At 68.1% G+C, this 26,244-nt stretch carries 29 protein-coding genes, 1 tRNA gene and 1 other RNA gene; 18 read left to right on the forward strand and 13 right to left on the reverse strand.

Annotation, left to right across the window (positions count from 1 at the left end; all coding sequences use genetic code 11):
• Positions 1-5 precede the first annotated feature (5 nt).
• From B7L05_RS05295 to B7L05_RS05320, 6 genes are all read right to left on the reverse strand, one after another.
• Complete coding sequence (locus B7L05_RS05295; protein WP_085809217.1) at positions 6-1,310, reverse strand: ectonucleotide pyrophosphatase/phosphodiesterase; 1,305 nt, start codon at positions 1,308-1,310, stop codon at positions 6-8.
• A 69-nt stretch (positions 1,311-1,379) separates the two neighbouring features.
• A complete protein-coding gene (locus tag B7L05_RS05300) occupies positions 1,380-2,720 on the reverse strand; it encodes a sorbosone dehydrogenase family protein (RefSeq protein ID WP_085809218.1) in 1,341 nt (446 codons plus the stop codon).
• A 65-nt stretch (positions 2,721-2,785) separates the two neighbouring features.
• Entirely contained in the window at positions 2,786-3,295 is a 510-nt protein-coding gene (locus B7L05_RS05305; RefSeq protein WP_085809363.1) for an NUDIX hydrolase, read from the reverse strand.
• 17 nt (positions 3,296-3,312) lie between these two features.
• The gene (locus tag B7L05_RS05310) at positions 3,313-3,984 is read right to left on the reverse strand and encodes a TPM domain-containing protein (RefSeq protein ID WP_085809219.1); all 672 of its coding nucleotides are present in this window, start codon (positions 3,982-3,984) and stop codon (positions 3,313-3,315) included.
• Positions 3,984-4,880 (reverse strand): YgcG family protein, encoded by an 897-nt coding sequence (locus tag B7L05_RS05315; RefSeq protein ID WP_307718252.1) that lies wholly within the window; start codon positions 4,878-4,880, stop codon positions 3,984-3,986. Before B7L05_RS05315 ends, B7L05_RS05310 begins: the two co-directional genes overlap by 1 nt.
• A gap of 68 nt (positions 4,881-4,948) precedes the next feature.
• A complete protein-coding gene (locus B7L05_RS05320; RefSeq protein WP_085809220.1) occupies positions 4,949-5,527 on the reverse strand; it encodes a LemA family protein in 579 nt (192 codons plus the stop codon).
• Positions 5,528-5,642: 115 nt separating this feature from the next.
• Between B7L05_RS05320 and mscL the strand changes: the two genes are divergently transcribed.
• Entirely contained in the window at positions 5,643-6,095 is a 453-nt protein-coding gene (gene mscL, locus B7L05_RS05325) for a large conductance mechanosensitive channel protein MscL (protein ID WP_085809221.1), read from the forward strand.
• A 45-nt stretch (positions 6,096-6,140) separates the two neighbouring features.
• On the opposite strand, the gene B7L05_RS05330 is transcribed toward mscL, so the two are convergent.
• On the reverse strand, positions 6,141-6,572 hold the full coding sequence (locus B7L05_RS05330) for an Rrf2 family transcriptional regulator (protein WP_085809222.1): 432 nt from the start codon (positions 6,570-6,572) through the stop codon (positions 6,141-6,143).
• Positions 6,573-6,613: 41 nt separating this feature from the next.
• On the opposite strand from B7L05_RS05330, the gene ssrA reads away from it, so the two are divergent.
• The 8 genes from ssrA to B7L05_RS05370 all read left to right on the forward strand — a co-directional run bounded on the left by ssrA (position 6,614) and on the right by B7L05_RS05370 (position 12,967).
• Positions 6,614-6,964, forward strand: a transfer-messenger RNA (tmRNA) gene (gene ssrA, locus B7L05_RS05335).
• Between the two features lie 128 nt (positions 6,965-7,092).
• Positions 7,093-7,785, forward strand: a complete 693-nt coding sequence (locus tag B7L05_RS05340; protein ID WP_085809223.1) for a 2OG-Fe(II) oxygenase — start codon at positions 7,093-7,095, stop codon at positions 7,783-7,785.
• On the forward strand, positions 7,782-9,536 hold the full coding sequence (gene recJ / locus B7L05_RS05345; RefSeq protein ID WP_085809224.1) for a single-stranded-DNA-specific exonuclease RecJ: 1,755 nt from the start codon (positions 7,782-7,784) through the stop codon (positions 9,534-9,536). The genes B7L05_RS05340 and recJ overlap by 4 nt, the downstream gene beginning before the upstream one ends.
• A gap of 66 nt (positions 9,537-9,602) precedes the next feature.
• Positions 9,603-9,677: transfer RNA gene (locus B7L05_RS05350), tRNA-Glu, on the forward strand.
• 58 nt (positions 9,678-9,735) lie between these two features.
• Positions 9,736-10,491, forward strand: coding sequence for an SDR family NAD(P)-dependent oxidoreductase (locus tag B7L05_RS05355; RefSeq protein ID WP_085809225.1), 756 nt, complete (start codon positions 9,736-9,738; stop codon positions 10,489-10,491).
• Positions 10,492-10,551: 60 nt separating this feature from the next.
• On the forward strand, positions 10,552-11,316 hold the full coding sequence (locus B7L05_RS05360; protein ID WP_085809227.1) for a LamB/YcsF family protein: 765 nt from the start codon (positions 10,552-10,554) through the stop codon (positions 11,314-11,316).
• Positions 11,313-11,975, forward strand: a complete 663-nt coding sequence (locus B7L05_RS05365; RefSeq protein ID WP_085809229.1) for an allophanate hydrolase subunit 1 — start codon at positions 11,313-11,315, stop codon at positions 11,973-11,975. Before B7L05_RS05360 ends, B7L05_RS05365 begins: the two co-directional genes overlap by 4 nt.
• A complete protein-coding gene (locus B7L05_RS05370) occupies positions 11,972-12,967 on the forward strand; it encodes a biotin-dependent carboxyltransferase family protein (protein WP_085809231.1) in 996 nt (331 codons plus the stop codon). Before B7L05_RS05365 ends, B7L05_RS05370 begins: the two co-directional genes overlap by 4 nt.
• A 15-nt stretch (positions 12,968-12,982) precedes the next feature.
• Here B7L05_RS05370 and B7L05_RS05375 read toward each other — a convergent pair whose 3' ends face one another.
• The 3 genes from B7L05_RS05375 to hrcA are packed head-to-tail and all read right to left on the reverse strand — an operon-like array spanning position 12,983 to position 15,898.
• Complete coding sequence (locus B7L05_RS05375) at positions 12,983-14,206, reverse strand: threonine synthase (protein ID WP_085809232.1); 1,224 nt, start codon at positions 14,204-14,206, stop codon at positions 12,983-12,985.
• 55 nt (positions 14,207-14,261) lie between these two features.
• Positions 14,262-14,858: a nucleotide exchange factor GrpE gene (grpE, locus tag B7L05_RS05380; protein ID WP_256926623.1), complete on the reverse strand. Its 597-nt coding sequence runs from the start codon at positions 14,856-14,858 to the stop codon at positions 14,262-14,264.
• Positions 14,855-15,898 carry a heat-inducible transcriptional repressor HrcA gene (hrcA, locus tag B7L05_RS05385; RefSeq protein ID WP_085809235.1) on the reverse strand — a complete coding sequence of 348 codons (1,044 nt, stop codon included), beginning with the start codon at positions 15,896-15,898 and terminating at the stop codon, positions 14,855-14,857. Before hrcA ends, grpE begins: the two co-directional genes overlap by 4 nt.
• An 81-nt stretch (positions 15,899-15,979) precedes the next feature.
• Here hrcA and rph point away from each other — a divergent pair, with 81 nt between their 5' ends.
• The 3 genes from rph (at position 15,980) to B7L05_RS05400 (ending at position 17,928) form a co-directional block, all read left to right on the forward strand.
• Complete coding sequence (rph, locus tag B7L05_RS05390; RefSeq protein ID WP_085809236.1) at positions 15,980-16,696, forward strand: ribonuclease PH; 717 nt, start codon at positions 15,980-15,982, stop codon at positions 16,694-16,696.
• Complete coding sequence (gene rdgB / locus B7L05_RS05395; RefSeq protein ID WP_085809237.1) at positions 16,693-17,319, forward strand: RdgB/HAM1 family non-canonical purine NTP pyrophosphatase; 627 nt, start codon at positions 16,693-16,695, stop codon at positions 17,317-17,319. The genes rph and rdgB overlap by 4 nt, the downstream gene beginning before the upstream one ends.
• A gap of 180 nt (positions 17,320-17,499) precedes the next feature.
• Entirely contained in the window at positions 17,500-17,928 is a 429-nt protein-coding gene (locus tag B7L05_RS05400) for a hypothetical protein (RefSeq protein ID WP_085809238.1), read from the forward strand.
• Positions 17,929-18,005: 77 nt separating this feature from the next.
• Here B7L05_RS05400 and B7L05_RS05405 read toward each other — a convergent pair whose 3' ends face one another.
• Entirely contained in the window at positions 18,006-18,581 is a 576-nt protein-coding gene (locus tag B7L05_RS05405; protein ID WP_085809239.1) for a CAP domain-containing protein, read from the reverse strand.
• Between the two features lie 12 nt (positions 18,582-18,593).
• Here B7L05_RS05405 and hemW point away from each other — a divergent pair, with 12 nt between their 5' ends.
• Positions 18,594-19,802, forward strand: a complete 1,209-nt coding sequence (hemW, locus tag B7L05_RS05410) for a radical SAM family heme chaperone HemW (protein ID WP_085809364.1) — start codon at positions 18,594-18,596, stop codon at positions 19,800-19,802.
• On the opposite strand, the gene B7L05_RS17375 is transcribed toward hemW, so the two are convergent.
• Both B7L05_RS17375 and B7L05_RS05415 read right to left on the reverse strand, forming a co-directional pair.
• Positions 19,799-19,969, reverse strand: coding sequence for a hypothetical protein (locus B7L05_RS17375; RefSeq protein ID WP_179187131.1), 171 nt, complete (start codon positions 19,967-19,969; stop codon positions 19,799-19,801). The genes hemW and B7L05_RS17375 overlap by 4 nt on opposite strands.
• An 82-nt stretch (positions 19,970-20,051) precedes the next feature.
• Positions 20,052-20,921, reverse strand: coding sequence for a LysR family transcriptional regulator (locus B7L05_RS05415; RefSeq protein ID WP_085809240.1), 870 nt, complete (start codon positions 20,919-20,921; stop codon positions 20,052-20,054).
• Between the two features lie 113 nt (positions 20,922-21,034).
• Here B7L05_RS05415 and B7L05_RS05420 point away from each other — a divergent pair, with 113 nt between their 5' ends.
• Genes B7L05_RS05420 through B7L05_RS05440 form a run of 5 tightly spaced genes read left to right on the forward strand, consistent with a single transcriptional unit; the run spans position 21,035 to position 26,190 of the window.
• On the forward strand, positions 21,035-22,567 hold the full coding sequence (locus B7L05_RS05420; RefSeq protein WP_085809366.1) for a CoA-acylating methylmalonate-semialdehyde dehydrogenase: 1,533 nt from the start codon (positions 21,035-21,037) through the stop codon (positions 22,565-22,567).
• Between the two features lie 50 nt (positions 22,568-22,617).
• Entirely contained in the window at positions 22,618-23,109 is a 492-nt protein-coding gene (locus tag B7L05_RS17580; protein ID WP_218775989.1) for a hypothetical protein, read from the forward strand.
• Positions 23,072-23,953, forward strand: a complete 882-nt coding sequence (purU, locus tag B7L05_RS05430) for a formyltetrahydrofolate deformylase (protein WP_085809242.1) — start codon at positions 23,072-23,074, stop codon at positions 23,951-23,953. Before B7L05_RS17580 ends, purU begins: the two co-directional genes overlap by 38 nt.
• Positions 23,954-23,962: 9 nt before the next feature.
• Positions 23,963-25,126: an acyl-CoA dehydrogenase family protein gene (locus B7L05_RS05435; protein ID WP_085809244.1), complete on the forward strand. Its 1,164-nt coding sequence runs from the start codon at positions 23,963-23,965 to the stop codon at positions 25,124-25,126.
• A 20-nt stretch (positions 25,127-25,146) separates the two neighbouring features.
• Positions 25,147-26,190 carry an enoyl-CoA hydratase/isomerase family protein gene (locus tag B7L05_RS05440; protein WP_085809369.1) on the forward strand — a complete coding sequence of 348 codons (1,044 nt, stop codon included), beginning with the start codon at positions 25,147-25,149 and terminating at the stop codon, positions 26,188-26,190.
• The last annotated feature ends 54 nt before the right edge of the window (positions 26,191-26,244 follow it).

The raw sequence follows: 26,244 nt of genomic DNA on the forward strand, positions 1-26,244 counted from the left end.
CGTCCTTATCGTTTCAGTACCTTCTGAAACGGCGCGTCGCTGCCGTCCAGCGACGGATCGGCAGGCAGGCCGATCAGCCGCCGCAGCAGCGGGGTGACGGACACGTTGTCGAACGTCGCGATCGTACGCCCCGCGGCGAAGGCGGGTCCGTTGGCGATGAACAGCGCACGCATGCTGGCCGCGTCGTTGTCAAAGCCGTGCTCGCCGCGCGCGAAGGGCTTCGTCGGCGCGGTCTTGTACGTCGTCCACCCATCCTCGGCGAGGCATAGGAACGGCGGGACGCGCGGGTTCGTCCCGTAGTGGAAGCGCGCCGGGATCTCGGACTTGCGCCAGCATTGCAGATGCGCGTGCGGCTTCAGCAACGCAGCGGCGAGCGCGGCCTCGCGACCGGGCATAGGTGCGAAGGTCGCGTAGGGCCCGCTCTCGACGACCCGGGCGTCGCTTGCAGACACAAGCGTGTCGAGCGCGATCACCCGGTCGCTCGACGTCGCGCTCATCCCGTGATCGGACACGACGACGATATTGGCGGGCTGTGCGAGAGCGGCGAGCCCGGCGACGAGCTCACCGATCTGCTGGTCGACTTCTGCGATCGCGGCGTTCACCTCGGAGGAAGAGGGGCCGCGCTGATGCCCGGCGGTGTCGACGACGTCGAAATAGGTGGTGACGAAGCGCGGCCGCGCGGCGGCCGGGCGTCGCATCCAGTCAATCACCGCGCGGACGCGGTTGCTGCCGGGCATCTGCTGGCTGTACTGCTGCCAATCGGTCGGCCGCGTGCCGCCGGCGACGGTGTTCGGCCACTCGGCGGCGCGCGTACCGCCCCACGCGACGTTCGATCCAGGCCAGTACATCGCGGCGGTCGGTATGCCGGCGCGCTCCGCGCTGACCCACAGCGGCGGCGCGGCGTTCCACCAATAGGGATCGTCGGTCGCCATCGTGAAGACCTCGCCCGGCCGGGCGGGATCTTCCATCGAGTTGGCGGTAATGCCGTGGCGGTCAGGGCGCAGCCCGGTGACGAGCGTCCAGTGGTTGGGATAAGTTTTTGACGGGAAGGACGGCCGCATCGGCCCCGTCACGCCGCCGGCGGCGAGCGCCGACAGATTGGGCGTCAAACCGCGATCAAGATAGTCGGGACGAAAGCCGTCGATCGAGACGAGAATCGTGACGGGCTGGCGCAGCTCGGCCCCGGCGAGTGCCTGCGACGTCGCCGGTGCGAGGTGATCAGCGGGCGGCAGGGCCGGCGGGGTCTTCGGATAAGCGCATCCCGCGAGCGCGGAGACGGCGGCGAGCGACGCGAAGAGTCGGCGAACCATGGCGCTGCCTCTAGCGGGCGGCGCCGGCGCTGTCTCGTCCCGTTGTGCAAGACGAACGCGGCCCCGGGATCAGCGCGCCGCGGACCGCTGCGCCGCGGTGACCCGCCAAATGGTGTTGCCGACGTCATCCGCGACGAGCAGCGCACCGGTACGATCGGTTATCACCCCGACGGGGCGGCCCTGCGCCTCGCCGTCGCCGTTGAGGAAGCCTGTCAGCACATCCACCGGCTTGGCACCGCGCACCGGCCACCCCTGCACAGTGAAGGGCACGAACACGACCTTGTAGCCCGAAACCGGCACGCGGTTCCACGATCCGTGCTCACCGATGAACGCCCCGCTGGTGTAGCGCTGCCCCAGCTTCGCATCCCCGGCGAACGTCAGCCCGAGCGCCGCGACGTGCGGGCCGAGCGCATAGTCCGGGCGCTTGGCATATTGCTGGAGCTGCGGGTTCGCGGGCTCGACGCGCTTGTCGGGATAGCCGCCCCAGTAATACCACGGCCAGCCGAAGTGGTCGCCGAGGCTCACCTCGGTCAGATAGTCGGGCACGATGTCCGAGCCGAGCATGTCGCGCTCGTTGACGACGGCCCACAATTGCTTCGACTGCGGATGGATCGCCATGCCGTTGGCGTTGCGCACGCCGGCCGCGAACACGCGCGACGTTTTTTCCTTCGGATAGACCTGGAGGATCGTCGCACGGCGCTGTTCGAGCTCGAGTCCCTTCTCGCCGATATTCGACGCCGACCCGACCGAGACGTAGAGCGTGCGCCCGTCCTCCGCCGCGATCACGTTACGCGCCCAATGGTTCTGCCCGCCGGGCAGCTTGACGACGACTTCGGGAGTGGCGGTGATGCGCGTGTCGCCATCCTTGTAGGGCACGCGGACGAGCGCGTCGGTGTTGGCGACGTAGAGCTGCCCCTCGAACAGCACCATGCCGAACGGCGAATTTAGCCCGGTCATGAAGGCGTGACGCTGATCGACGCGGCCGTCGCCGTTGGCGTCGCGCAGCAGTGTGATGCGGTTGGCGGACGGCACGCCGGCGCCGGCGCGTCCCATCAGGAAGCCCATCACGCGATCGGTGAAGCTCCGCCCGCGCGGCGGCGAGTTGCTCTCCGCGACCAGCACGTCACCGTTGGGCAGGCGATAGAGCCAGCGCGGGTGATCGAGCCCGGTGGCGAACGGCTGAACCGCGAGGCCGGCGGCGGGCGTCGGCATCGCGCCCTGCGGCCAGCCGACTGCCTTTGCCACCTTTACCGTCGGGATCATCTGGCTGCGCGGATTGGTGATCTGCGGCCGCTGCCCGGTGACGGCAGCGAAGTCGACCCGCGCCTTGTCGGGCCAGCCGAGCCAAACGAAGACGCCGATGCCGGCGAGAACCAGCAGGCCGAGGACGATCAGAATGTGTTTGCGCATGGGGAAGAGATAGGGCGCCCTGCGTGATTGGGGAAGATCGTTCCGGTCCGGCCGAACCGGGATCGTCAGGGGGCGCCATCCGCCAGCAGGCTGTCGGCGAGCAGCAGCAGCAGCTTGACGTCGATCGCAAGCCCCTCGCGGCGCTTCGCGGCGACGAACGCAGCAATCTCGCCCCGCGGGACGACGTGGACGACGATATCCTCGTCGGCATCGCCGCCGCCGTCACTCACCTTCACCAGATCGCGCGCGCGCACCAGCGTGAAGCCCTCGCTGACCATGCCGGGCGAGGAGAAAAAGGTGCCGAGCGGCTCGATCGAACCCGCGCGATAGCCGGTCTCCTCCTCGAGCTCACGGCTCGCGGCCTCAGCCAGCGGCTCGTTGGCGGTCTGATCACCGATCAGCCCGGCGGGCAGCTCGAGACACGGGCGGCCAAGCGGAACGCGATGCTGCTCGACGAGCACGATTTCGTCCGCGTCGGTGATTGCGACGATCACTGCCGCCTCGATGCCACGGTTGCGCGCGGCATATTCCCACTTGCCTTGCTTCACCGCCTTGATGAAGCGGCCTTCCCACATCGTTTCGGGTGCGTCGGTCACAGCTCGATCAGCCGGTCTGGAAGTTCGTTGGGATTGCGTCCAGTCGGCGGGAAATGCTCGGCGAGGACGGCCCCGATCTCGGTGACCGCGGCGGCCATGCCGTCGGCAGGCCGCCCGTCCTTCACCGCCTCGACCAGCGCCGCCATGGCGTGGCCCCATACATCGGGTGACACGCGATCGTGGATCCCGGCGTCTGCCACGATCTCGGCGCGATGCTCGTCTAGGCTGAGGTACAGTAGTACGCCTGTTGCGGCGATCGTGCGATGCTCGGCGCTCGCGCGGAACAGGGCGAGCGCGCGGGCATGGACGCGGCGCGTCTTGGTCGCCGCAGGGGTGAGCACCATGCGCAGCGGCCGGATCGCGAACAGATAGCGCGCGAGCAGAAAGGTGAGCGCGGCGAGCACCGTCGCGATCGTCAGCGCGGTGGCGGTGGAGACGTGCTCCTCCCACGGATCGCCGGTCAGCAGATGGACCGCATCGATCGCCGCGGGAAAGCCCGAGAGGATCGCGAGCACCAGCAGCATCGCGAGCACGGCATAGTGCAGCCCGACGTCATGGTAGGCGTCGGACGATTGCGCGACGATCGTCACGATCTCGCCGTCGGTGGCCTGCTCGGCCGCGGTGACGGCCGCCGTGACGCGGGCATGATCTTGCGGTGCAAGGCGCATCACCAACTCCCCGAAGCGCCGCCGCCGCCGAACGATCCGCCGCCACCGCCGCCAAAACCGCCGCCGCCCCAACCGCCGCCGCCGCCGCCCCAGCCGCCGCCACCGGAGCCCCAATCGTCATCGTCACGGTCGCCGTGCATCGCTGCGCTGGCCGCATTGGCCGCGATGTTCCACAGGATCACTGATCCCAGCCCGCTGCCATCGTCGCCGCGGTAGCGCCGCGCGCCGCGCGTGCTTCCGCGCCGCGCCACCGAGAGGAAGACGAAGACGGCGACCATACCCCAAAAGATCAGCCCGATCGGCACGCCGCCGCCACCGCGCCGCTGCGCCTTGGCCGTTGAATCGAACTCGCGCACCGCGGCGTCGAGCTTAGCTTGCGCTTCTTCCGGCGATGCGCGCAGCTGCGCGATCAATCCGTCGGTTCCCGCAACGATTCCGCCGGGAAGATCCCCAGCCTTGAAGCGCGGCAGGATCGTCTGGTTGATCAGCACGCTGGAGAAGGCGTCGGTGAGAAACGGTTCGAGCCCGTTGCCCACTTCGACGCGTACCTTGCGCTCGTTCGGCGCGACCAGCAGGATGGCGCCGTTGTTGACGTCCTTCAGCCCGACGCCCCACGCCCGCCCGAGCTTGTAGCCATATTCCTCGATCGGGTAATTTTCGAGGCTGGGCACGGTGGCGACCACCACCTGTCGTTTGGTATCGCGCTGCAACGCGTCGAGTTTCTGGGTCAGATCCTGCTCGACGGCGGGCGGCAGCACATTGGCCGCGTCGACGACGAAGCCGGTGAACTTGGGAAAGGTCTGTGCAGCCGCCGGACCGGCGAGCGCCGTGACGACGACGAACATCGCGGCGAGCAGCGCCAGCCATCCGCCCCGAACAACCTTGCCGATACGCACCACATGCCGCTCCGCCGGCAGGGCGGGGCCGAGCGCGGTACGCCCAGCCCCGACAGAATAGGGCCGGCTCAGCTGCCGAAATCCACCTTGGGCGCCGTTTCGGCGTTGGGCGTGGTCGCCTGGAACGGCACCATCGGCTTCGCGCCGTAGAAGATCTTGGCACCGACCGCGTCGGGGAAGGTGCGAATGCGGGTGTTATACGCCTGCACCGCGCCGTTGTAGTCGTTGCGCGCGATGGTGATGCGGTTCTCGGTACCTTCGAGCTGGCTCATCAACGTGGTGTAGTTCGCCTGGCTGCGAAGCTCGGGATACGCCTCCTGCAAGCGCTGGAGCGACAGCGTCAGCCCGGCTTGCGCACGTTGATACGCCTGCATCTTGGCGGGATCGCTGAGGTCGTCACCCGAAACCTGCACCTGCGTCGCGGAGGCGCGCGCCTGCGTCACCTGCGTCAGCACCTCCTTCTCCTGCGCACCGGCGGCCTTCACCGTCGCGACGAGATTGGGGATGAGATCGGCGCGGCGCTGATACTGGTTCTGCACGTCGGCCCAGCGCGCCTTGGCGTTCTCCTCCGCGGTCGGAACGCTGTTGATCCCGCACCCGGCAAGGCTGGCGGAAAGCGCGACGAGAAGAAGCGGACGGAACGTCATCGTGGTTGGTCTCCAAGGGGGCCTGTGTCACTCATATAGGACGCTCTAGCCGCTTGGCGAAGGCTTAATCGGGCAGTAGCCTCGAATAAGGAACTGCCAGAAGGGGAAGCACGGCATGCTGAAGGAGTTTCGGGCATTCATCGCGCGCGGCAACGTGTTCGATCTCGCGGTCGCGGTGATCATCGGCGCCGCCTTCGGCAAGATCGTCACCTCGCTGACCGAGGACGTGCTGATGCCGATCATCGGCAAGATCTTCGGCGGTCTCGATTTCTCGAGTTATTTCGTCGTGATGGGTACCGTACCCGCCAACCTCGTCGGATCGACCGACTACGTCGCGTTGAAGAAGGCCGGCGTTCCGCTGCTCGGCTACGGCGCGTTCCTGACGCAGGCGGTCAATTTCGTGATCGTCGCGTTCATCATCTTCATGCTGCTGCGCACCGTGAATCGGGCGACGGCGATGTTCGAGCGTGAGAAGGAGAAAGCGGCAGCCGAGCCTGCCGCCGAGCCGACCGACGTCGCGCTGCTGCGCGAGATCCGCGACGAGCTTCGCGAGCGACCGCGCGTGTAGGCCTTTTTTGCCGCGCTGCCCTTCGAGCGGCGCGGCGATTGCGGTTCAGGCCGCCGCCATCTGCTTCGCCGCGGCGTCGGCAAGACTGGTGCCGTCGAGGATCCGTGCGGTTTCGTCGCGCACCCGCGCCATTGCGTGGCGGATCGCGCAATCGGCCTCGCTCTTGCAGTCCTTGCACGGGCGATAGGCCGTGCGGCTGACGCACGGGACGAGGGCAAGCGGCCCTTCGATGACGCGGATCACCTCGCCCAGCGAGATGAGATAGCCTGGTCGCGAGAGGACGTACCCGCCCATCTTGCCGCGCTGGCTGTGCAGCAGCCCGGCATCGCGCAGATCGGCAAGGATGAGCTCGAGGAACTTGCGCGGCACGTTCGCCTCGAGCGCGATTCGGTTCATCGGCACGGGCGGGCCACCAGCCGGCATCGTGGCGAGATAGAGCATCGAACGAAGGGCGTAACGCGAACGCTGGGTAAGCATGATACCTGTTATATGGCGGCATATTATGGCGACCGAAAGGCGCCCTTGGCACTTTCCCGCCGGCGTCCTATATCGGTCGGGCTCGCGGGGCTTGCCCCACGGCTATGGCGATAAAAGCCGGCGAAAAATAGGCACAGCGGACCCGGGGGCAGTACCCGGCGGCTCCACCACTGCCGCTGCTTCCAGCAGGGGCATTGATGGGGCCGAACCAGGATCGACGTGTGTTGAAAGGCGCTGGTCTTTGCTCGGAATGGGACCACCGTGACGGCCCATACACAAGTGCCAACGATAACGAAGCACTCGCGATTGCGGCGTAACCTGACGGCTTAACGGCCTAAGGTTACACCAAAATAGCGCGGTTGGACCGCACCGGGCAACAGAAGCGGATTCCAGCGGCACGGGGAGCGCCGGGCAACAGAAGCTCCCCACCGATCATCATGCCGCCGATGGTCGGCCGGTCATACCTGACTAACGCACCGCAGGCTTGTCATCGCGGCGCGGGCGCGCACATAGGCCAGCCATGGCATCAGCGAACGTCCCAGGCCATCCTTCGGCCCATCGCGCGCAGATCGGTTCCGCCGTCGCAGCCCGCCTGTCGGCCGATCCGCGCGCGATCCGCCTGCCGAGCAACTATGCCGCGGCGTGGAAGCTGCCCGATTACCTCGACGCGGCGACCTGCAAGCGGCTGATCGCGATGATCGATGCAAACCGTCGCCCGTCCACCGTATTGACCGATCAAGGCGACACGTCGTTTCGTACATCGGAGAGCTGTGACATGGCGCGCGACGCGCCTGAGATCAGGCCGATCGACGAGGGGTTGGCGCATCTGCTCGGCATCGATCCCGCGTGGGGCGAGACGATGCAGGGCCAGCGCTATGCCCCCGGACAGTATTTCAAGGCGCATCAGGATTATTTCCATGAGGGCGAGAGCTACTGGCCGGCGATGCTGGCCAGCGGCGGCCAGCGCGTGTGGACGGCGATGATCTTCCTCAACACCGTTGAGGAAGGGGGGGCGACCTGGTTTCCGCAGGCAGGCCTGCGCGTTGCCCCCAAGCGCGGCACGCTTCTCGCGTGGAACAACATGAACGCCGACGGCAGCCCGAACGGCTACACGTTGCACGAGGGCACCGTCGTTACCGACGGCGTGAAGTACATCGTCACGAAATGGTTCCGCGAGGGACCGTGGATGCCCGAAGGCATGGCCAGGCGATGAGCGCACTGCCGCACGTGCTCGGGGTCGAGCGGTCGATTCTCGGCCAGCCGTGGCGCTGGCGCGCGACCGCGTCGGACGATCTGTCGCTCGATGATCTGGTGACGCAGCTGTTGCTCGCCCGCGGCTGCCCGCGCGAGGCGCTCGACGCGCACCGCGCACCGTCGATCCGCGCCTTCATGCCCGATCCGTCGATCTTCCGCGACATGGACCGCGCGGCGGAACGCTTGGCGGACGCGGTCGTCGCAGGTGAGGCGATCGCGATTTTCGGCGATTACGACGTCGACGGCGCAACCTCCGCGGCGGTAATGATCCTGCTGCTGCGCGAGCTGGGGATCGAGGCGCGCAGCTACATTCCCGATCGCCTGACCGAAGGCTACGGTCCCACCGCGGCGGCGATGCTGCAACTCGCGCGCGAGGGCGCGTCGCTGATCGTCACCGTCGATTGCGGGGCGCAGGCGTTCGAGGCGCTGGCGGCCGCGCGCGGTGCGCCGGTCGACGTCATCGTCGTCGATCACCATCAATGCGCGAGCGAGCTGCCGCTGGCGCATGCGGTGGTGAACCCCAACCGGCTCGACGAGGCGGAAGGGGCGGCGCACGGGCATCTCGCCGCGGTCGGCGTCGCCTTCCTGCTCGGCGCGGCGCTGGTGCGCGTGCTGCGTCGGCGCGGCTGGTTCGCGGCACGTGCCGAGCCGCGGCTACTCGACCTGCTCGATCTCGTCGCGCTAGGCACCGTTGCCGACGTCGCGCAGCTGCGCGGCCTCAACCGCGCCTTCGTCGCGCAGGGGCTGAAGGTGATGGCGGCGCGCCGCAACATCGGCCTGGCGGCGCTGATCGAGGCATCGCGGCTGACGCGTGCGCCGACCGCGACCGATCTCGGCTTCGCATTGGGGCCGCGGATCAACGCCGGCGGGCGCGTCGGTCGCAGCGATCTCGGTGTCCGGCTGCTGACGACGCGCGACGCGCAGGAGGCGCGAACGCTCGCCGCCGAACTCGATCGCCTCAACGAGGAGCGGCGCGCGATCGAGAGCGGCGTGCAGGCGGAAGCGGAGGCGCTGTACCCGCCGGGGCGCGCGGTCACTGTCGTTGCCGGCCGCGGCTGGCACCCCGGCGTGATCGGGATCGTGGCGGGGCGGCTCAAGGAAAAGCTGGGTCAGCCGGCGATCGTGATCGCGATCGACGACGAGGGCATCGGCAAGGGATCGGGGCGGTCGATCCCCGGCGTCGACCTCGGTCAGGCGGTGCTCGCGGCGAAGGAGGCGGGGCTGCTGATCGCCGGCGGCGGCCACGCAATGGCGGCCGGGCTCACCATCGCGGGCGACAAGATCAACCCTTTCGCCGACTTCCTCGAAGAGCTGCTGGCCGCGCGGGTCGCTGCGGCCGTCGCCGATCGCGCGCTGTTGGTCGATTCGGTTCACGCCCCCGGCGGAGTGACGCCCGATCTGGTGACGGCGCTCGATGTCGGCGGCCCCTATGGAATGGGTTGGCCGAGCCCGCGCGTCGCGATCGGGCCGGTGCGCGCGGTGCGCGTCGACGTGGTCGGCAACGGTCACGTGCGCGCGATCGTTGCCGGCGACGACGGGCGCAGCCTGAAGGCGATGGCGTTCCGCGCTGCGGATACGCCGCTCGGTGCCGCGCTGCTCGGTGCGCCGTCACACCGGCGGCTGTGGCTGGCCGGACGCGCGAAGATCGACGATTGGGCGCAGCGCCCCGCCGCCGAGCTTCACGTCGACGATGCCGCATGGGCGTCGTGAACGCGTCGCCTTTCCCGCCGAGCCCGATTGACTTCGCGCCGGACGGCTTCTAACCGCACCCCCGCTGGCCCCTTCGTCTAGCGGTTAGGACGCGGCCCTTTCACGGCTGAAGCACGGGTTCGATTCCCGTAGGGGTCACCAGCACACGCCCGATCGCACCGGTTGGCGCCTGCGGGCGCAATAAACGGGGGGACGGGCGATGACTTTCGACCTTAGCGGGCGCACCGCGCTCATCACCGGCGCCTCATCTGGCCTTGGTGCGCATTTCGCGGAAATATTCGTCGCCGCTGGCGCCCGTGTCGTGATCGGCGCGCGGCGGATCGATCGCGTCGAGGCGCTAGCCGCCAGGCTCGGCGACAAGGCGCTGCCGGTCGCGATCGACGTCACCGACGAGACATCGATTGCCGCGGCATACGACCGGGCGGAGGCGCATTTCGGCACCGTCGACACGATTATCGCCAATGCCGGCGTCGCCAATGGCGGCCGCTCGGTCGATGTTGCGGCCAGCGCGCTGCGCGCGACGATCGACACGAACTTCACCGGCGTGCTGCTGACCGCGCGCGAGGGTGCGCGGCGGCTGATTGCGGCGGGATCGCGCGAGACGGGGCGCGGGCGCATCGTGCTGGTGGGATCGATCACCGCGCATCTGACGGGGCAGGGCGACAGCGCCTATGCCGCGTCGAAGGCGGCGGTGGCGCATCTCGGCCGCAACCTCGCGCGCGAGTGGGTGCGGCAGGGGATCAACGTCAACGTCATCCAGCCGGGCTATATTCAGACCGAGATCGCCGGCGACTGGTTCGAGAGCGAGGGCGGCGCGAAGCAGATCGCGGCGTGGCACCGCCGGCGCTTCATGCCGATCGACGTGCTTGACCCGCAATTGCTCTATTTCGCGTCGGACGCGAGTGCGATGGTGACCGGATCGGTGATTGATATCGACGACGGCCAGTCGCTGTAATCCGATCGGCCAAGCAGCGAGGCTTCGACAAACCGGCATCGCACGCGCTATCGCCGCGCGATGCGATCGATCGATCTCAACGCCGATCTGGGCGAAGGCTATGGCCCCTGGTCGATCGGGGACGATGCGGCGATGCTTGCGCTCGTCTCCAGCGCCAACGTCGCGTGTGGCGGTCACGCGAGCGATCCCGAAACGATGTTCCGCACGATGGCGCTGGCGCGCACGCACGGCGTCGTCGTCGGCGCGCATCCCAGCTACCCCGATCTTGCGGGCTTCGGTCGGCGACGGCTGCCCTGCACACCGGGCGAAATCGAGCGCTTCGTCGCGGCGCAGATCGGCGCACTCGTAGCGATCGGCGCACTAGCCGGGCACCCGGTGCGCTACGTCAAGCCGCACGGCGCGCTCGCGAACGTCGCCGCCGCCGAGGCCGCGGTGGCCCAGGCGATCGTACGCGCGATCGGCGCGGTCGACGCGGGGCTGGCAGTGCTGGCGATCTCGGGCACGATGCTCGAGCAGGTAGCGCGGGCGGCCGGGCTGCGCGTCTACAGCGAGGTGTTCGCCGACCGCGGCTATACCACACAGGGGCATCTGGTGCCGCGCGACCGGCCGGGTGCGCTGATCCACGACGCGGACGCCGCAGCAAGCCGGCTCGTGGCGTTCCTGGCGAACGGCCAAATGCCGACGGTGGACGGCGGCACCGTGCCGCTCGCGGTCGATTCGATCTGCGTCCACGGCGACAACCCCGCGGCAGTGGCAATGGCGAGCCGCGTTCGAGAAGTCCTGACCGACCGCGGACTAACGATCGCGCCGTTCCTGCCCGCGTGAGCGCGCCGGTCTTCCGCGCGGCGGGCGCGGGGGCGCTGCTCGCCGATTTCGGTGGAGCGATCGATGATGCGGTGTTCGCACGGGTCGTCGCGCTCGACCGTGCGCTTACCGCGGCGGCGCCTGAGGGACTGATCGAGACCGTTCCCGCCTATACGAGCCTGCTGATCGTGTTCGATCCGCTGGTGACGGACCATGTCGCGATTGAGGCGCACGCCGCCCCCCTCGCGGCAACGCTGCACGCGCACCTTGCCGACGCGGCGGTGCATAAGGTTCCGGTCTGCTATGACGGCGCCGCGGCGCCCGATCTGGCGGAAGCGGCGGAGCGGCTAGGCGTGTCGCCCGAAGCGCTGATCACGTCGCACCTATCGGGCGAGTACCGCGTCTTCATGTACGGCTTCGCGCCAGGCTACGCGTATCTCGGAGGGGTGCCGGAGGCGATCGCGCTGCCGCGTAAGCCGGCGGCGGTACGCGGCTATCCCGTTGGCAGCGTGATGATCGCCGGGCCGCAATGCCTGATCACGACGCTGCCGATGCCGACCGGGTGGTGGGTGATCGGTCGCACGCCGCTTCGGGTGCTCGACACGGATGCGAAACGCCCGTTCCTGTTCGAGCCGGGTGACCGCGTGCGCTTCGTCCGGGTTGGGGGTGAGGCGCTGTGACGACGCTGCGCATCGCGGCGGCAGGGCCGATGACAAGCATCCAGGATCGCGGCCGATCCGGCTACCGACGCTTCGGCGTACCCCCGTCGGGGCCGGTCGACCGGCGCGCTTTCGCAGCGGCGCTCGCGGCAGTCGGCGCGTCGGCGGACGATACCGCCATCGAGCTGTCGCACGGTGGCCTGGCATTAGACGCGGGCGAGCGGCCGTTCGTGATCGCCGTTACCGGCGCGGCGGCCGCAAGGATCGACGGTTTCGAGCTAGGCGGCTGGTGCGTGGCGGGCGTTCCGGCGGGCGCACGAGTGCAGATCAACGTGCGGCACGGCAATTGGGGCTATGTCGCCGTCGCCGGCCGAATCGCGGCGCTGTCGTGGCTCGGCAGTCGTTCGACGCACTTTCTCGCCGAGCTGGGAGGCGGTCGCATTCGGACGGGCGACGTGGTTCCGCTGGCGGACCTCGACGACCATCTCGCGGCGGCCGTGATCGAGCCGCCGCCCGACCACGTGCCGATAACGACCGCGCGGATCGTCGTCGGGCCCCAGCAGCGCTTCTTCGACGACGAAGCGATGCACATCCTCTCATCGGGCACGTTCAACGCCAGCGCGCGCTTCGACCGCATGGGAATGGTGTTGGGCAGCCCCGCGCTTCGGCCGGTGCGGGTCGACATGCCGAGCGAACCGGCGGTGCGCGGCGCGCTGCAGGTCGACGGTGAGGGGCGGATCAGCCTCTTGACCGCCGATCATCAGACGACGGGCGGCTATCCGCGTATCGCGGTAGTCGTCGAGCCGGACATCGACCGCGTCGCGCAGCTCGCCGTCGGCTCGCCGATACGCTTCGTTGCGGTGGATGCGGCCGAAGCGATCGCAATCACGCGTGCCGCGGCGGCGGCGGACGAGCGATGGCTAACGCGCATCGCTGCGGCGCGACGTGCGAAACCATCGCTGCTGACCGCCAATCTCATCGGCGGGGTGGTCGACGCGCTCGCCGAACTCTAGCGGGCGCGCCGCAGATCAGAGCGCGTCGAAGTCGATCGGCTGGTGGCGATCGAGCGCGGCGTCGGCAGGGGGCATCGGATATTTCAGCCCGGTCGCGCAATTGAACAGGACGACCTCCTCGTCCTCGTCGACCTCGCCGTCGCGCAGCGCTTGGCGATAAGCCGCGAGCGTCGCGCCGCCCTCCGGGCAGAGCAGCAGTCCGTCCTTACGCGCCGTATCGTCGACCGCCTGAAGGATCGCAGGGTCGCCGACCGCCAGCGCCTTGCCGCCGCTCTCGCGCACCGCGCGCAGGATCAGGAAATCGCCCACCGCGCGCGGCACGCGGATGCCCATCGCGATCGTGTCGGCATCCTCCCAGCGCTCGGCATGCTCCTCGCCTGCTTCGAACGCGCGCACGATCGGGGCGCAGCCCGATGCCTGCACTGCGTACATCCGCGGTCGCTCGCTGCCGATCCAGCCGAGCCGCTCGAGCTCGTCGAACGCCTTCCACATGCCAATCAGCCCGGTACCGCCCCCGGTGGGATAGAAGATCGCCTTCGGCAGCCGCCAGCCGAGCTGCGCGGCGAGTTCGAGCCCCATCGTCTTCTTGCCCTCGATTCGGTAAGGCTCCTTCAGCGTCGAGAAGTCGAACCACCGGCCCTCGGCCGCGCCCTTACCGACGATCGCGCCGCAATCGTCGATCAGCCCGTTGACGCGCCAGACGCGCGCACCCTGCATCGCAATCTCGCGCACGTTCACTTCGGGCGTATCTTCCGGACAGAAGACGATCGTCTCGATCCCGCAGCGGCTGGCGTAAGCGGCGAGCGCGGCGCCGGCGTTGCCGTTGGTCGGCATCGCGATCCGCGTGACGCCGAGCTCCTTCGCCATCGCCACCGCCATGACGAGCCCGCGCGCCTTGAAGCTGCCGGTCGGCAGCCGCGCCTCGTCCTTGACCCACACGTTGCTGCCGCCCGCCTTGGGGATGGGCACCAGCGGCGTTTCGATCTCGCCGAGGCTGACGACGTTGCGCGTCTCACGGACGGGGAGCAGCTCGCGCCACCGCCACAGATCGGTCGGCCGCGCCGCCAGCGCATCGCGCGACAGTGCCGCACCGACCGCGGCGAGATCGTAGCGCACCAGCAGCGGCCGGCCGACCCGCGACAGGTTGTGCAGCGTGTCGGCGTCGTAGCGCTCCCCCGTCATCGAACATTCGAGATGCGTGACGAAGGTCTGCCGGTCGGCGGTGAGATTCGCGTTCATGCAACGATGCTTAGCGCGCGTTGCCGGGCAAAGGAACGCCCCGAACGGTACGCGTTCAGTCGGGCTTCTTCGCGACGCCTACCAGCGCCGGCCGCAACAGCCGATCGCGGATCATCCAGCCCGACTGCATCTCCTGCACGATTGTACCCGGCGCCTCGTCCGACGGCACCTCAAGCATTGCCTGGTGCTTGTTGGGATCGAGCGGCTGGCCCATCGCCTCGATGCGGACAAGCCCATGGCGTTGGAACACGCTCGTCAGTTCGCGCCCGGTCGCCTCAAGCCCCGTGACAAGGCCCTTGAACTTGTCGTCCCCGCGCAGCTCCACCGGAATGGCGGACAGCGCGCGCTCGAGGTTGTCGTTGACGCTCAGCACGTCGCGCGCGAACGCGGTTGCGGCATAGGCGCGCGCATCGGTGGCGTCCTTCTCCGCGCGGCGACGAACGTTCTGGATTTCGGCCTGCGCGTAGAGCGTCTGCTGCTTGGCGTCGGCGAGCTGGTTCTCGAGCTCGGCCACGCGGTGATGCTCCGCCACTTCGGGCGCTGCGGCCGCGGTCTCCTCGCGCAGATCCTCGCCGCCCTCGGTGACGGTGGTATTGCCTTGCGTATCGGTCATCGTTTCCCTGTCTGATTGCGTCGTTCGTTGCCGGCTCAACCCATCAGGCGGGCGAGCGTTGCGGCCGTGAAATCCACCATGGGCACGACGCGGGCGTAGTTCAACCGAGTCGGGCCGATCACGCCGACGACGCCGACGACCCGCCCGTCGCTGCCATGGAACGGTCGCGCGATCACCGACGAGCCTGACAATGCGAACAGCTTGTTCTCTGCGCCGATGAAGATGCGCGTCGCATCACCGGCGCGCGCCGAATCGAGCAGGGCGGCGATTTCCTGCTTGCCGTCGAGATCGTCGAGCAGCTCGCGCACGCGGTCGAGGTCGGCGTTGGCCGCGTCGTCGAGCAATCGCCCCTGGCCGCGCACGATCAGCACCGGGCGCCGCCCGCCGTCCTCGCTCCACACAGCGAGACCGCGTTCGATCAGCGCGCGTGCTGCGCCGTCGAGCGCCGCGCGGCCCTGCGCGAGTTCGCGATCGATCCGCGCGCGCGCAGCGGACAGCGTCAGACCAGAAAGCGTGGCGGACATGAAGTTGCCTGCCTCGACCAGCGCCGCGGGGCCGACGCCGGAGGGCAGATCGACGACGCGATTCTCGACCGACCCATCCTCGCTGACGAGCACAGCCAGCGCCTGGCCCTGCGATAGCGGCAGGAAGCCGATCGAGCGTAGCACCTGCTCGCGCTTTGGCACCATCACGAGCCCGGCGCACGCCGACAGGCCGGACAGCGCGGCGGTGGTCGCGGCGAGCGCTTCCTCGACCGGGCCGCCGCTGCCCGCGCGCGCTTCGATCGTCGCGCGTTCTTCAGCGGAGGGCTCGAGCGCCTGCATCATCCCGTCGACGAACAGACGCAGCCCGAGGTCGGTCGGCATCCGCCCCGCGGAGGTATGCGGTGCGGCGAGCAGGCCGGCATCCTCGAGCTGCGCAAGCACGCTGCGGATCGAGGCGGGCGAAAGGTTCAGCCCGGCAAGCGCCAGCGTCTTCGAGCCGACTGGTTGCCCGCTCGCGAGATAGCCGTCGACGACGCGGCGGAAGATGTCGCGGGCGCGGTCGTTGAGTTCGGCGATCGGCAGTGATGCGGTCACGCCGGCGAATCTAGGGTGCGTGGGCTGGCGCGGCAATCGCCGAGCGGCTAACCGCGCGGGCCTATCCAGGAGAAATATTTCATGCGTCCCAGCGGCCGTGCGCCCGACCAGATGCGCGCCATCAGCATCGAGCCGAACTTCACCCGCCACGCCGAAGGTTCGGTGCTGATCGGCTTCGGCGATACCAAGGTGCTCGTCACCGCGAGCATTGAGGAGCGCGTGCCGCCGTTCCTGCGTGGCAAGGGGCAGGGCTGGGTAACGGCGGAATACGGCATGCTGCCGCGCGCTACGCATACCCGCGGCAGCCGCGAAGCCGCTAAAGGCAAGCAATCGGGGCGGACGCAGGAAATTCAGCGGCTTATCGGCCGTTCCTTGCGCGCCGTCACCGATATGGCGGCACTTGGCGAGCGGCAGATCGTGCTCGACTGCGACGTGATCCAGGCGGACGGCGGCACGCGCACCGCGTCGATCTCGGGCGCGTGGGTCGCGCTCAGGCTCGCGGTCGATGGGCTGATGCAGGCCGGCAAGATCGACAAGGATCCGATCGCGCAGAAGGTCGCCGCGGTCAGCTGCGGGATCTACCAGGGGCAGCCGGTGCTCGACCTCGACTATATCGAGGACTCAAACGCCGACGCCGACGGCAATTTCGTGCTGCTGGAGAACGGCAATATCGCCGAAGCGCAAGCGACCGCCGAGCACGCGACCTATGACGAGGAAGCGCTGCTGCGCCTGCTGCGGCTGGCGCGGATCGGCTGCACCGATATCTTCGCGGCACAGGCCAAGGCGGTCGGCCGATGAGCGGTGAGGGGGACGCGCCGCAGGCGATCCGCAAGCTGCAACCGGGACGGCTGGTGATCGCCAGCCACAATCCGGGCAAGGTGCGCGAGATCGCTGCGTTGCTCGAGGGGCGCGGGCTCGACGTCGTGTCCGCGGCCGAGCTCGACCTGCCCGAACCCGAGGAGACGGGCACCACCTTCGTGATGAACGCCGAGCTCAAGGCGCGCGCTGCGGCCGATTTGTCGGGTCTGCCGGCGCTGGCCGACGACAGCGGCCTGTGCGTCGAGGCATTGGGCGGCGACCCCGGCATCTTCTCGGCGCGCTGGGCGGGCGAGGGCAAGGACTTCGCCGAGGCGATGCGCCGCGTCGAGGCGAAGCTGGGCGAGATAGAAGACGCGCCGCGCGACGCGCACTTCGTCTGCGCGCTCGCACTCGCCTGGCCTGACGGGCATGTCGAATGGTTCGAGGGCCGCGTTGACGGCACGCTCGTCTGGCCGCCGCGCGGCGACAAGGGGTTCGGCTACGACGCGATGTTCCTGCCCGATGGCGCCGCGGAGACGTTCGGCGAGATGGAGGAGGACGCGAAACACGCGATCAGCCATCGCGCGGACGCCTTCCGCCAGATGGTGGCCGCGGTCTTCTGAGCGACGGACGGGGCGAGAAAGGCTGCGTTTTGAGGGAGCGATGGACGTCTGCCATAAGGGGCTGCAAATCGTCTGGATTCACAAATGCCCGACCATATCGCGGATGTCTCGGATCGGGAGGGAAGTAACATTAGTTACTTTTCGCCAGATTGACAGCGAAGTCCCTGAAGGAGAATCGCGATGTCCGCCATGCTCGCTACACTCGCGCTAGCGCAGGCTCAATTTCACCCGCTAGAGAACTGCTCCCTGATCCGACCCGTGACGTTTTTCGAGAACATGAACGCACTTCCGGCAGAGATTAGGACGGATATCATGAAGCGAGCTGGCGCGATTTATCCAAGAACGAAAAAAGGTCTCACCTTCGGTGATGTCGTCGGACCGAGATCCAAAATCGGTAAGGTCCTTCTTTACGTTGCCCGCGACAACAATCAGTGGCTCGTGTCGTACATGTACGGTGGAGTAGCGATTCGGACGGTGACGGTTTCATACATTCAGGGCGATAGAACGACGGTGCCACCGTATTTCATGGGCGCCTTGGAAGGCCACGCTTGTACCGTGGCAAACGCTTTCTTGAAGGGGGTCAACGTGGATAAAACCTGGCAACATTGACTGGGAAGACGTGCGCTGTTGGGCGAAAGCGGACTGTACGCTTTGCCAAGTTCAAAAAATAACTAGTTCCCGCAGCATCAAAACGCCCGTTGCCCGACCACATTGCCGGCCGGGCTGTAGCGGCAGACGAGATAATCGTCGGTCGCGGTCGAGGCCATCGCGCAGCCGATGCGCTGCGTGTTGCGCCAGACGATCTGGGTATAGTGCGCGACGTCCTCCCAACGGCCGGTGCGGCTGAACGCCGGCGTCGGGCGGTCAACGAAATCGCGTCGTTCGGCGACCCAGTGCCCGATCATCTCGTCGTAGCGATAGGCGCCGCGTGTACCCGTCCACAGGTTTTCGCCCTCGCGCAGCGGGCCGTGCGGCTGGTCGGCATGCGCGAACCGGCCGGTGCGCGCCATCTCCTCGGCATAGGCACGCGCCGAGCCTGCAAGACGATCGTCCCACACCAGCGGCGGGACATTCACGGCCGCACGGGCGCGATTGTGCGCGCCGATCATCGTGTCGCGGAGCAGCGCTGTGCCGCGTGGTGCCGACGCGTCGGTTGCGCGCTGTTCGACGATTCGTTCGGGGCCGGGATCGGGCGATTGTGCGCATCCCGTCAGGATCAGGGCGAGGGGAAGGAGGTAGCGGTGCGGCGACATCGCCGCCATATCGGCCTGACCATGCTTTCCAACAATGCACCGGCCATCGATCGCGCGCCGAACGATCACGCGATCGACGATCCGCTGGCGCTCTACGTCCACTGGCCATTCTGCGTGTCCAAGTGCCCGTATTGCGATTTCAACAGCCACGTGCGTGCGTCGGTCGATCAGGCGGCGTGGCGCGACGCGCTGCTCGCCGACCTCGCTTATGAGGCGGCGATGTTGCCCGGACGGCGGCTTGGCTCGATCTTCTTCGGCGGCGGCACGCCGTCGCTGATGCCGCCCGCCACCGTCGCCGCAGTGCTGACGGCGGCCGAGCGCGCGTGGGGGTTCGCGCCCGATATCGAGATCACGCTGGAGGCGAACCCCTCGTCGGTCGAGGCGGCGCGGTTCGCGGACCTTGCCGCCGCCGGCGTCAACCGCGCCTCGCTCGGGCTCCAAGCGCTCGACGACGCGGCACTTCAGTTCCTCGGGCGCGCGCACGGCGTCGACGAGGGGCTGGCGGCGCTGGCGGTGGCGCAGGACGTGTTCCGGCGCGTCAGCTTCGATCTGATCTATGCCCGGCCCGGCCAGCCGATCGCCTCATGGGAGGCGGAACTTCGCCGCGCGATCGGTTTGGGCACCGAGCATCTGTCCTTGTACCAGCTGACGATCGAGCCGGGGACGCGCTTCTTCACCGAGGCGGCGGCGGGGCGGCTGACGATCCCTGATGAGGATACGGCGGCGACGCTGTTCGAAACGACGCGCGCGATCACCGCGGCGGCGGGGCTGCCGGCGTATGAGATCAGCAATCACGCGAAACCGGGCGCCGAGAGCCGGCACAACCTGACCTATTGGCGCTATCGCGACTATGCCGGGATCGGGCCTGGCGCGCACGGGCGGCGCATCGGCGTAGCGACGACGCGGCGGCGCAAGCCCGAAAATTGGCTCGCGGCGGTGGCGCGCAACGGCCACGGGACCGAGGCGGAGGAGCCGCTCGCGCCGCAGACGCGTGCATCGGAGGCGCTGCTGATGGGGCTACGACTGCGTGAGGGCGTCGATCTGCGCCGCGTCGCCGCGCTCGGCGAGACAAATATCGCCGGCGTCATCGATGAGGCGGCGATCGCGCGCCTGCCCGAGCTGATCGTGCGCGAAGGCGACCGGCTGCGGATCACGGAGGCCGGCATGCTGCTGCTCGATGCTATCTTGCCCGAGGTGGTGCGCGATCCACCGGCGCAGAAAGTCGCTTAGTAGCCCCACCAGGCGACGAGCATGATCAGCAGCGCGATCGCGACGAAGACGAGGTGACCGCGATAGGGATCGCGTTCGGGCCGGTCGACGAACAGAGACGGGTCGCCAGGTCGCGGCATGTCGGGCGGGGGCGGTTCCTGAAGCGGCGGTTCGCGCTTGTCGGTCATCGTCACCTCCTCGCCGTCGCTCGGCAGCGCGTCATGCCCGCCGCAGCCTGAGGCGGCAAGTGCCGGCGCGACGGTCGCGCCGTCAGGCGGGAGGGATCACGGTATCGCGCAGCCAATGGCTGACCGCCTGAATACGTGGCGCAGCGTGTCCGTCGGCGTGGGTGACGAGCCAGAAGGTGCGCGACAGCGCGACATCGTTGGGTAGCACGGGCACCAACGCCGTGTCACTCGCGGCGACGAAGTCGGGCAGGATGCCAATCCCGGCGCCCGATCGTACCATTGCGTGCTGCACGTTGATGCTGGTCGAGCGCAGTCGCGCGACGAGCCCGTCGTGCACTTCCGACAGGTAATCGAGCTCGGGCGCATGGATATGCTCGGGCACGTAGCCGAGCAGGATGTGGCGTTCGAGCGACTGCCGGTCTGCCGGCACGCCATGGGCGGCGAGATAGGCCGGCGCGGCGTAGAGGCGCAGGCGATAGTGGGCGAGCTTGCCCGCAATCAACTGGCGGTTGCGCGGGCGGGCAAGCATGACGGCGATGTCGGCTTCGCGCTTCGACGGATCGAGAAAGCCCGATGCGGTAATCAGATCGAGCCGAATCCTCGGATGCGCGGACTGAAGCGCCGGCAGACGGCGGGCGAGGACGTGCGTCGCGAGACCCTCGGCGACGCTGAGCCGCACGTGCCCCGCGATACCGCCGCCGCGCTCGCCCTCCGTCGCGGAGAGGATCGCGGCGTCGACCGCCTCGGCATGGCCGAGCAGCTTCTGCCCGGCGTCGCTCAACCGCCGTTCGCCGCCGATCGATTCGAACAGCGGCTGGCCGACCGCCGCCTCGAGCCGCTGCAGCCGGCGCGCGACGGTGGTGGTGTCGATGCCGAGCGCGCGCGCGGCCGCCGCAACTCTGCCGGCGTGCGCGACGGATAGGAACACGCGAAGATCGTCCCAGTTCTTCAAGCGCTCAGCCCCCGCATGGCTGCAAAAATGCATTCACGCATTGCGAAATCACGCGCTTGTATGCAGAAACGCCGCTGGGCTACAAGTCGCGCGAACAATCACCGGAGAGCCCCATGCGTGTCATCGATCACCACATCGTCGGTTCGGGCGGCGCGGGCAGCGGCCGTACCTCCGAGGTGTTCGATCCAAACACCGGCCGCGTGCAGGCGACGGTGACGTTGGGCACGCAGGCCGATCTCGACCGCGCGATTGCAGCAGCGCAGGCGGCGCAGCCGGCATGGGCGGCAACGAATCCCCAGCGGCGCGCACGCGTGATGTTCGCGTTCAAGGCGCTGGTCGAGGCCAACATGGACGAGCTGGCGCACTTGCTCAGCAGCGAGCACGGCAAGGTGATCGCCGACGCGAAGGGCGATATCCAGCGCGGACTGGAAGTGATCGAATTCTGCTGCGGTATCCCGCACGTGCTGAAGGGCGAGTATACGCAAGGGGCGGGGCCGGGGATCGACGTTTACTCGATGCGCCAGCCGCTCGGCATCGGCGCTGGCATCACGCCGTTCAACTTCCCTGCGATGATCCCGCTGTGGATGAGCGGCGTCGCGATCGCGACGGGCAACGCCTTCATCCTTAAGCCGTCGGAGCGCGACCCGAGCGTGCCCGTGCGGCTCGCCGAGCTGTTCCGCGAGGCGGGGCTGCCCGAGGGTATCCTGCAGGTGGTGCAGGGCGACAAGGAGATGGTCGACGCGATCCTTGATCATCCGGCGATCAGCGCGGTCAGCTTCGTCGGCTCGAGCGACATCGCGCATTACGTGTACCGTCGCGGCGTCGCGGCGGGCAAGCGCGTGCAGGCGATGGGCGGCGCGAAGAACCACGGCATCGTCATGCCCGACGCCGATCTCGATCAGGTCGTCGCCGATCTTTCTGGTGCCGCCTTCGGTTCCGCGGGCGAGCGCTGCATGGCGCTGCCCGTGGTGGTGCCGGTCGGCGAGAAGACCGCGGTGGCGCTACGTGAGAAGCTGATCCCCGCGATCGCGGCGCTGCGCGTCGGCGTGTCGACCGACGCGGAGGCGCATTACGGCCCGGTCGTCAACGCGGCGCACCGGCAGCGCGTCGAGAACTGGATCCAGACCGGCGTCGACGAAGGCGCGGAGCTCGTTGTTGACGGACGCGGCTTCACGCTGCAGGGGCATGAGGAGGGCTTCTTCATCGGGCCGAGCCTGTTCGATCACGTCACGCCTGAGATGAGCGCCTACAAGGAAGAGATCTTCGGCCCCGTCCTCCAGATCGTCCGCGCACCCGATTTCGAGACCGCGGTGCGACTGCCGAGCGAGCATCAATACGGCAACGGCGTCGCGATCTTTACGCGCAACGGCCATGCAGCGCGTGAGTTCGCCGCGCGCGTCAACGTCGGCATGGTCGGCATCAACGTGCCGATTCCGGTGCCGGTCGCCTACCACACCTTCGGTGGCTGGAAGCGCTCGGCGTTCGGCGATACCAACCAGCACGGCATGGAAGGCGTGAAGTTCTGGACCAAGGTCAAGACCGTCACGCAGCGCTGGCCCGACGGCAGCAGCGATTTGCCGCGCGGCAGCGAGGACGGCGGGCCGAGCCGTATCCAGGACGCGTTCGTGATCCCGACGATGGGCTGATCCGGCCGACGATGGCATAGCCGCGTCGGGCGCAGTGTGGCGGGAGATCCATGATGGACAGAAAGGCGACGTTGTTCGCGATCGCTGCGGTGGCGGCGCTGGTTTCGGCATGCGAAATTCCGATGCCCGAGCAGCGCAACGAGACCGTGATCGAGGAGGGCGGCACGTTCAACGTCGTTAACGCGATCGATCCGGCGCCACGCGATGACGCTGCGGACGTCGCGGTGGCGGCAATCAACGGCCGCCTGCCGCCCGCGTTTCTCGGGCGCTGGGGACTCGTGCCGGCGGATTGCACGTCGACGCGCGGCGACGCGAAGGGATTGATGACGGTCGAGGCCGATCGTCTCACCTTCTACGAATCGCGCGCGACGATCGCCAAGCTCGCCACCGTCTCGCCGACCGAGTTGCGCGCAAGCCTCGCGTTCAGCGGCGAGGGACAGGAATGGACGCAGGAGACGCCGCTGGTGCTGGAGGACAATGGCAATGCGCTGACCCGCGTCGCCGATGGGCAGACGCTTCGCTACACGCGTTGTGCGGCGTGATCGCCCGGTGACGCAGGCAAGCTGGATTCTCACCTTCTCGTGCCAGGACCGCGGCGGGATCGTTGCCGCGGTGACGGGCACGCTCGCCGACGCCGGCGGCTTCATTCTCGACAGTCAGCAATATGCCGATCTCGACAGCGGGCGCTTCTTCATGCGCGTCGTCTTCGCGGGGCCGGACGTGCGCGATGCGCTGTCGATCGTCGCCGAGCGCTTTGGCTTCGATTGGACGCTGGTGCCCGCCGATCACCGCCCGCGCGTGGTGATCGCCTGCTCGACGACGTCGCACTGCCTCAACGATCTGCTGCATCGCTGGTCGATCGGCGCGCTGCCGATCGATCCGGTCGCGGTGGTTTCGAACCACGAGACACTGCGCAAACTCGCCGAGTGGCACGGCGTGCCGTTTCATCACCTGCCGGTGTTGGCCGCGAACCGCGGCGCGCAGGAGGCGGCGCTGCGCGCGATTTTCGACGAGGCGCGCGCGGATCTGCTGGTCCTCGCGCGCTACATGCAGGTGCTGTCGCCCGATCTTGTCGCGGCGCTCGCCGGGCGCTGTGTCAACATCCATCACAGCTTTCTCCCGAGCTTCAAGGGCGCCAAGCCTTACCACCAGGCGCATGCGCGTGGCGTGAAGCTGATCGGGGCGACGGCACACTTCGTCACCACCGATCTCGACGAGGGGCCGATCATCGAGCAGGCGGCCGAGCGCGTCGACCACCGCGCGACCGTCGAGGAGTTCATCGCCACCGGGCGTGACATCGAGGCGCAGGTGCTCGCGCGCGCGGTGCGCTGGATCGCCGAGCGCCGCGTCCTTGCCAATGGTGCGCGTACCGTCGTCTTCCGTTAGAGAGTTCCCATGACCGACCAGTCCGACCCAACCGCCCAGTTCGATCTGACGGGCGACCAGCGCGAGATCCAGGAACTCGCGCGCCGCTTCACCGCCGATCGCATCACGCCGTTCGCGGCCGAGTGGGATGAGCAGCACATCTTCCCGCGCGACACGATCAAGGCCGCGGCCGAGCTCGGCTTCGCCGCGATCTACGTCAGCGAGGAGAGCGGGGGGATCAACCTCGGCCGGCTCGAGGCGGCGCTGATCATGGAAGCGATGGCCTATGGCTGCCCCGCGACGAGCGCGTTCATCTCGATCCACAACATGGCGTCGTGGATGATCGATCGCTTCGGGTCGGACGATCTCAAGGGCCGCTACCTCCCCGACCTCGTCACGATGGAGCGGATGGCGAGCTACTGCCTGACTGAGCCGGGCTCCGGATCGGATGCCGCCGCGCTCAAGACGAGCGCGCGGCTCGACGGCGATCATTACGTCGTCAACGGGACCAAGCAGTTCATCTCGGGCGCAGGCGAGAACGAAGTCTACGTCACGATGGTGCGCACCGGGGCGGACGGGCCAAAGGGGATTTCGTGCCTCGTCATCGATAAGGATACGCCGGGCGTCAGCTTTGGCGCGAACGAGCGCAAGCTCGGGTGGCACGCACAGCCGACGCGCCAGGTTATCTTCGACAACGTGCGCGTGCCCGTGGCCAATCGCGTCGGGCAGGAAGGCGAGGGGTTCCGCTTCGCGATGATGGGTCTCGACGGCGGGCGGCTCAACATCGGCGCCTGCTCGCTCGGCGGCGCGCAGCGCTGCCTCGACGAGGCGATCGCCTATACCAAGGATCGCCAGCAGTTCGGGCGGCCGGTCGCCGATTTCCAGAACACGCAATTCACGCTGGCCGACATGGATACCGAGCTGCAGGCCGCGCGCTACCTGCTCTACGTCGCGGCCGCCAAGGTAACCGCGAACGCGCCCGACAAGACGCGCTTCGCGGCGATGGCGAAGCGGCTGGCGACCGATACTGGGTCGTTGGTGGTCGATCGCGCGCTGCAGCTGCACGGCGGCTATGGCTATCTGATGGATTATCCGGTCGAGCGTTTCTGGCGCGACCTTCGCGTCCACTCGATCCTCGAGGGTACCAACCAAGTGATGCGGATGATCGTCGGGCGCGAGCTGACGCGGCAGTGAGCGGGGCGGAAGGAACCAGCATGAGCCAGGATCTAATCGTCACGACTGAGGGTGCCATCGGCCGCATCCGCCTCAACCGGCCCAAGGCGATCCATGCGCTCAACACCGCGATGTGCGAGGGCTTGCTCGCCGCACTCGAGGCGTGGCGCGCCGACACGGCCGTGCAGGCGATCGTGATCGACCATGCAGAGGGGCGCGGCTTTTGCGCGGGCGGCGACATCCGCATGCTGGCAGATAGCGGGGCGAAGGACGGCGCCGAAGCGCGCGCGTTCTTCCACACCGAATATCGCATGAACCACCGCCTGTTCACCTACGCCAAGGACACGATCGCGTTCATGGATGGGATCACGATGGGCGGCGGGGTGGGCCTGTCGCAGCCATGCCGCTTCCGCGTCGCGACCGAGAATACGAAGTTCGCGATGCCTGAAACCGGGATCGGCCTGTTCCCCGACGTCGGCGGCGGCTGGTATCTGTCGCGCCTGCCGGGGCGGTTCGGGCAATATTTGGCGCTGACCGGGCACCGGCTCGACGGTGCGGAGACGTTGGCGCTCGGCCTCGCAACGCACTTCGTGCCCGCCGAGAAGGTGGACGAGGCGAAGCGGTGCATCACCGCGGAGCCGACGCGGATCGAAGCGATCCTCACGGACCTATCGGTCGATCCGGGTCGCGCCGCGATCCTCGAACATCGCGCCGAGATCGATCGGCTGTTTGCGTCTGACCGGCTGGAGGACGTGTTCGACGCGCTGGCAGCGGACGGCAGCGATTTTGCGCGCGATACGCTGGCGACGCTTCGCACCAAGTCGCCGCAGACGATGAAGGTCAGCCTCAAGCTGCTCCTCGACGGCAATTCGATGTCGACGTTCGAGGACGAGATGCGTCAGGAATATGCCGTCGGCGCGCGCGTCGTGCAGCGGCACGATTTCCTCGAAGGCGTGCGCGCGGTGATCGTCGACAAGGACAATGCGCCGCGCTGGGATCCGGCGACGCCGGAGGGGGTCAGCGATCACGTGATCGACCAGATCTTTGCGCCCTTGCCCGATGCCGAGGCGTGGTCGCCGGCCTAATAACACTGAAGCGCCGCCCCTGCGCTGATCCGGGGCGGCAACGGGAGAGACAAT

Source organism: Sphingomonas sp. TZW2008 (genome assembly GCF_002117915.1).
Classification (GTDB): domain Bacteria; phylum Pseudomonadota; class Alphaproteobacteria; order Sphingomonadales; family Sphingomonadaceae; genus Sphingomonas.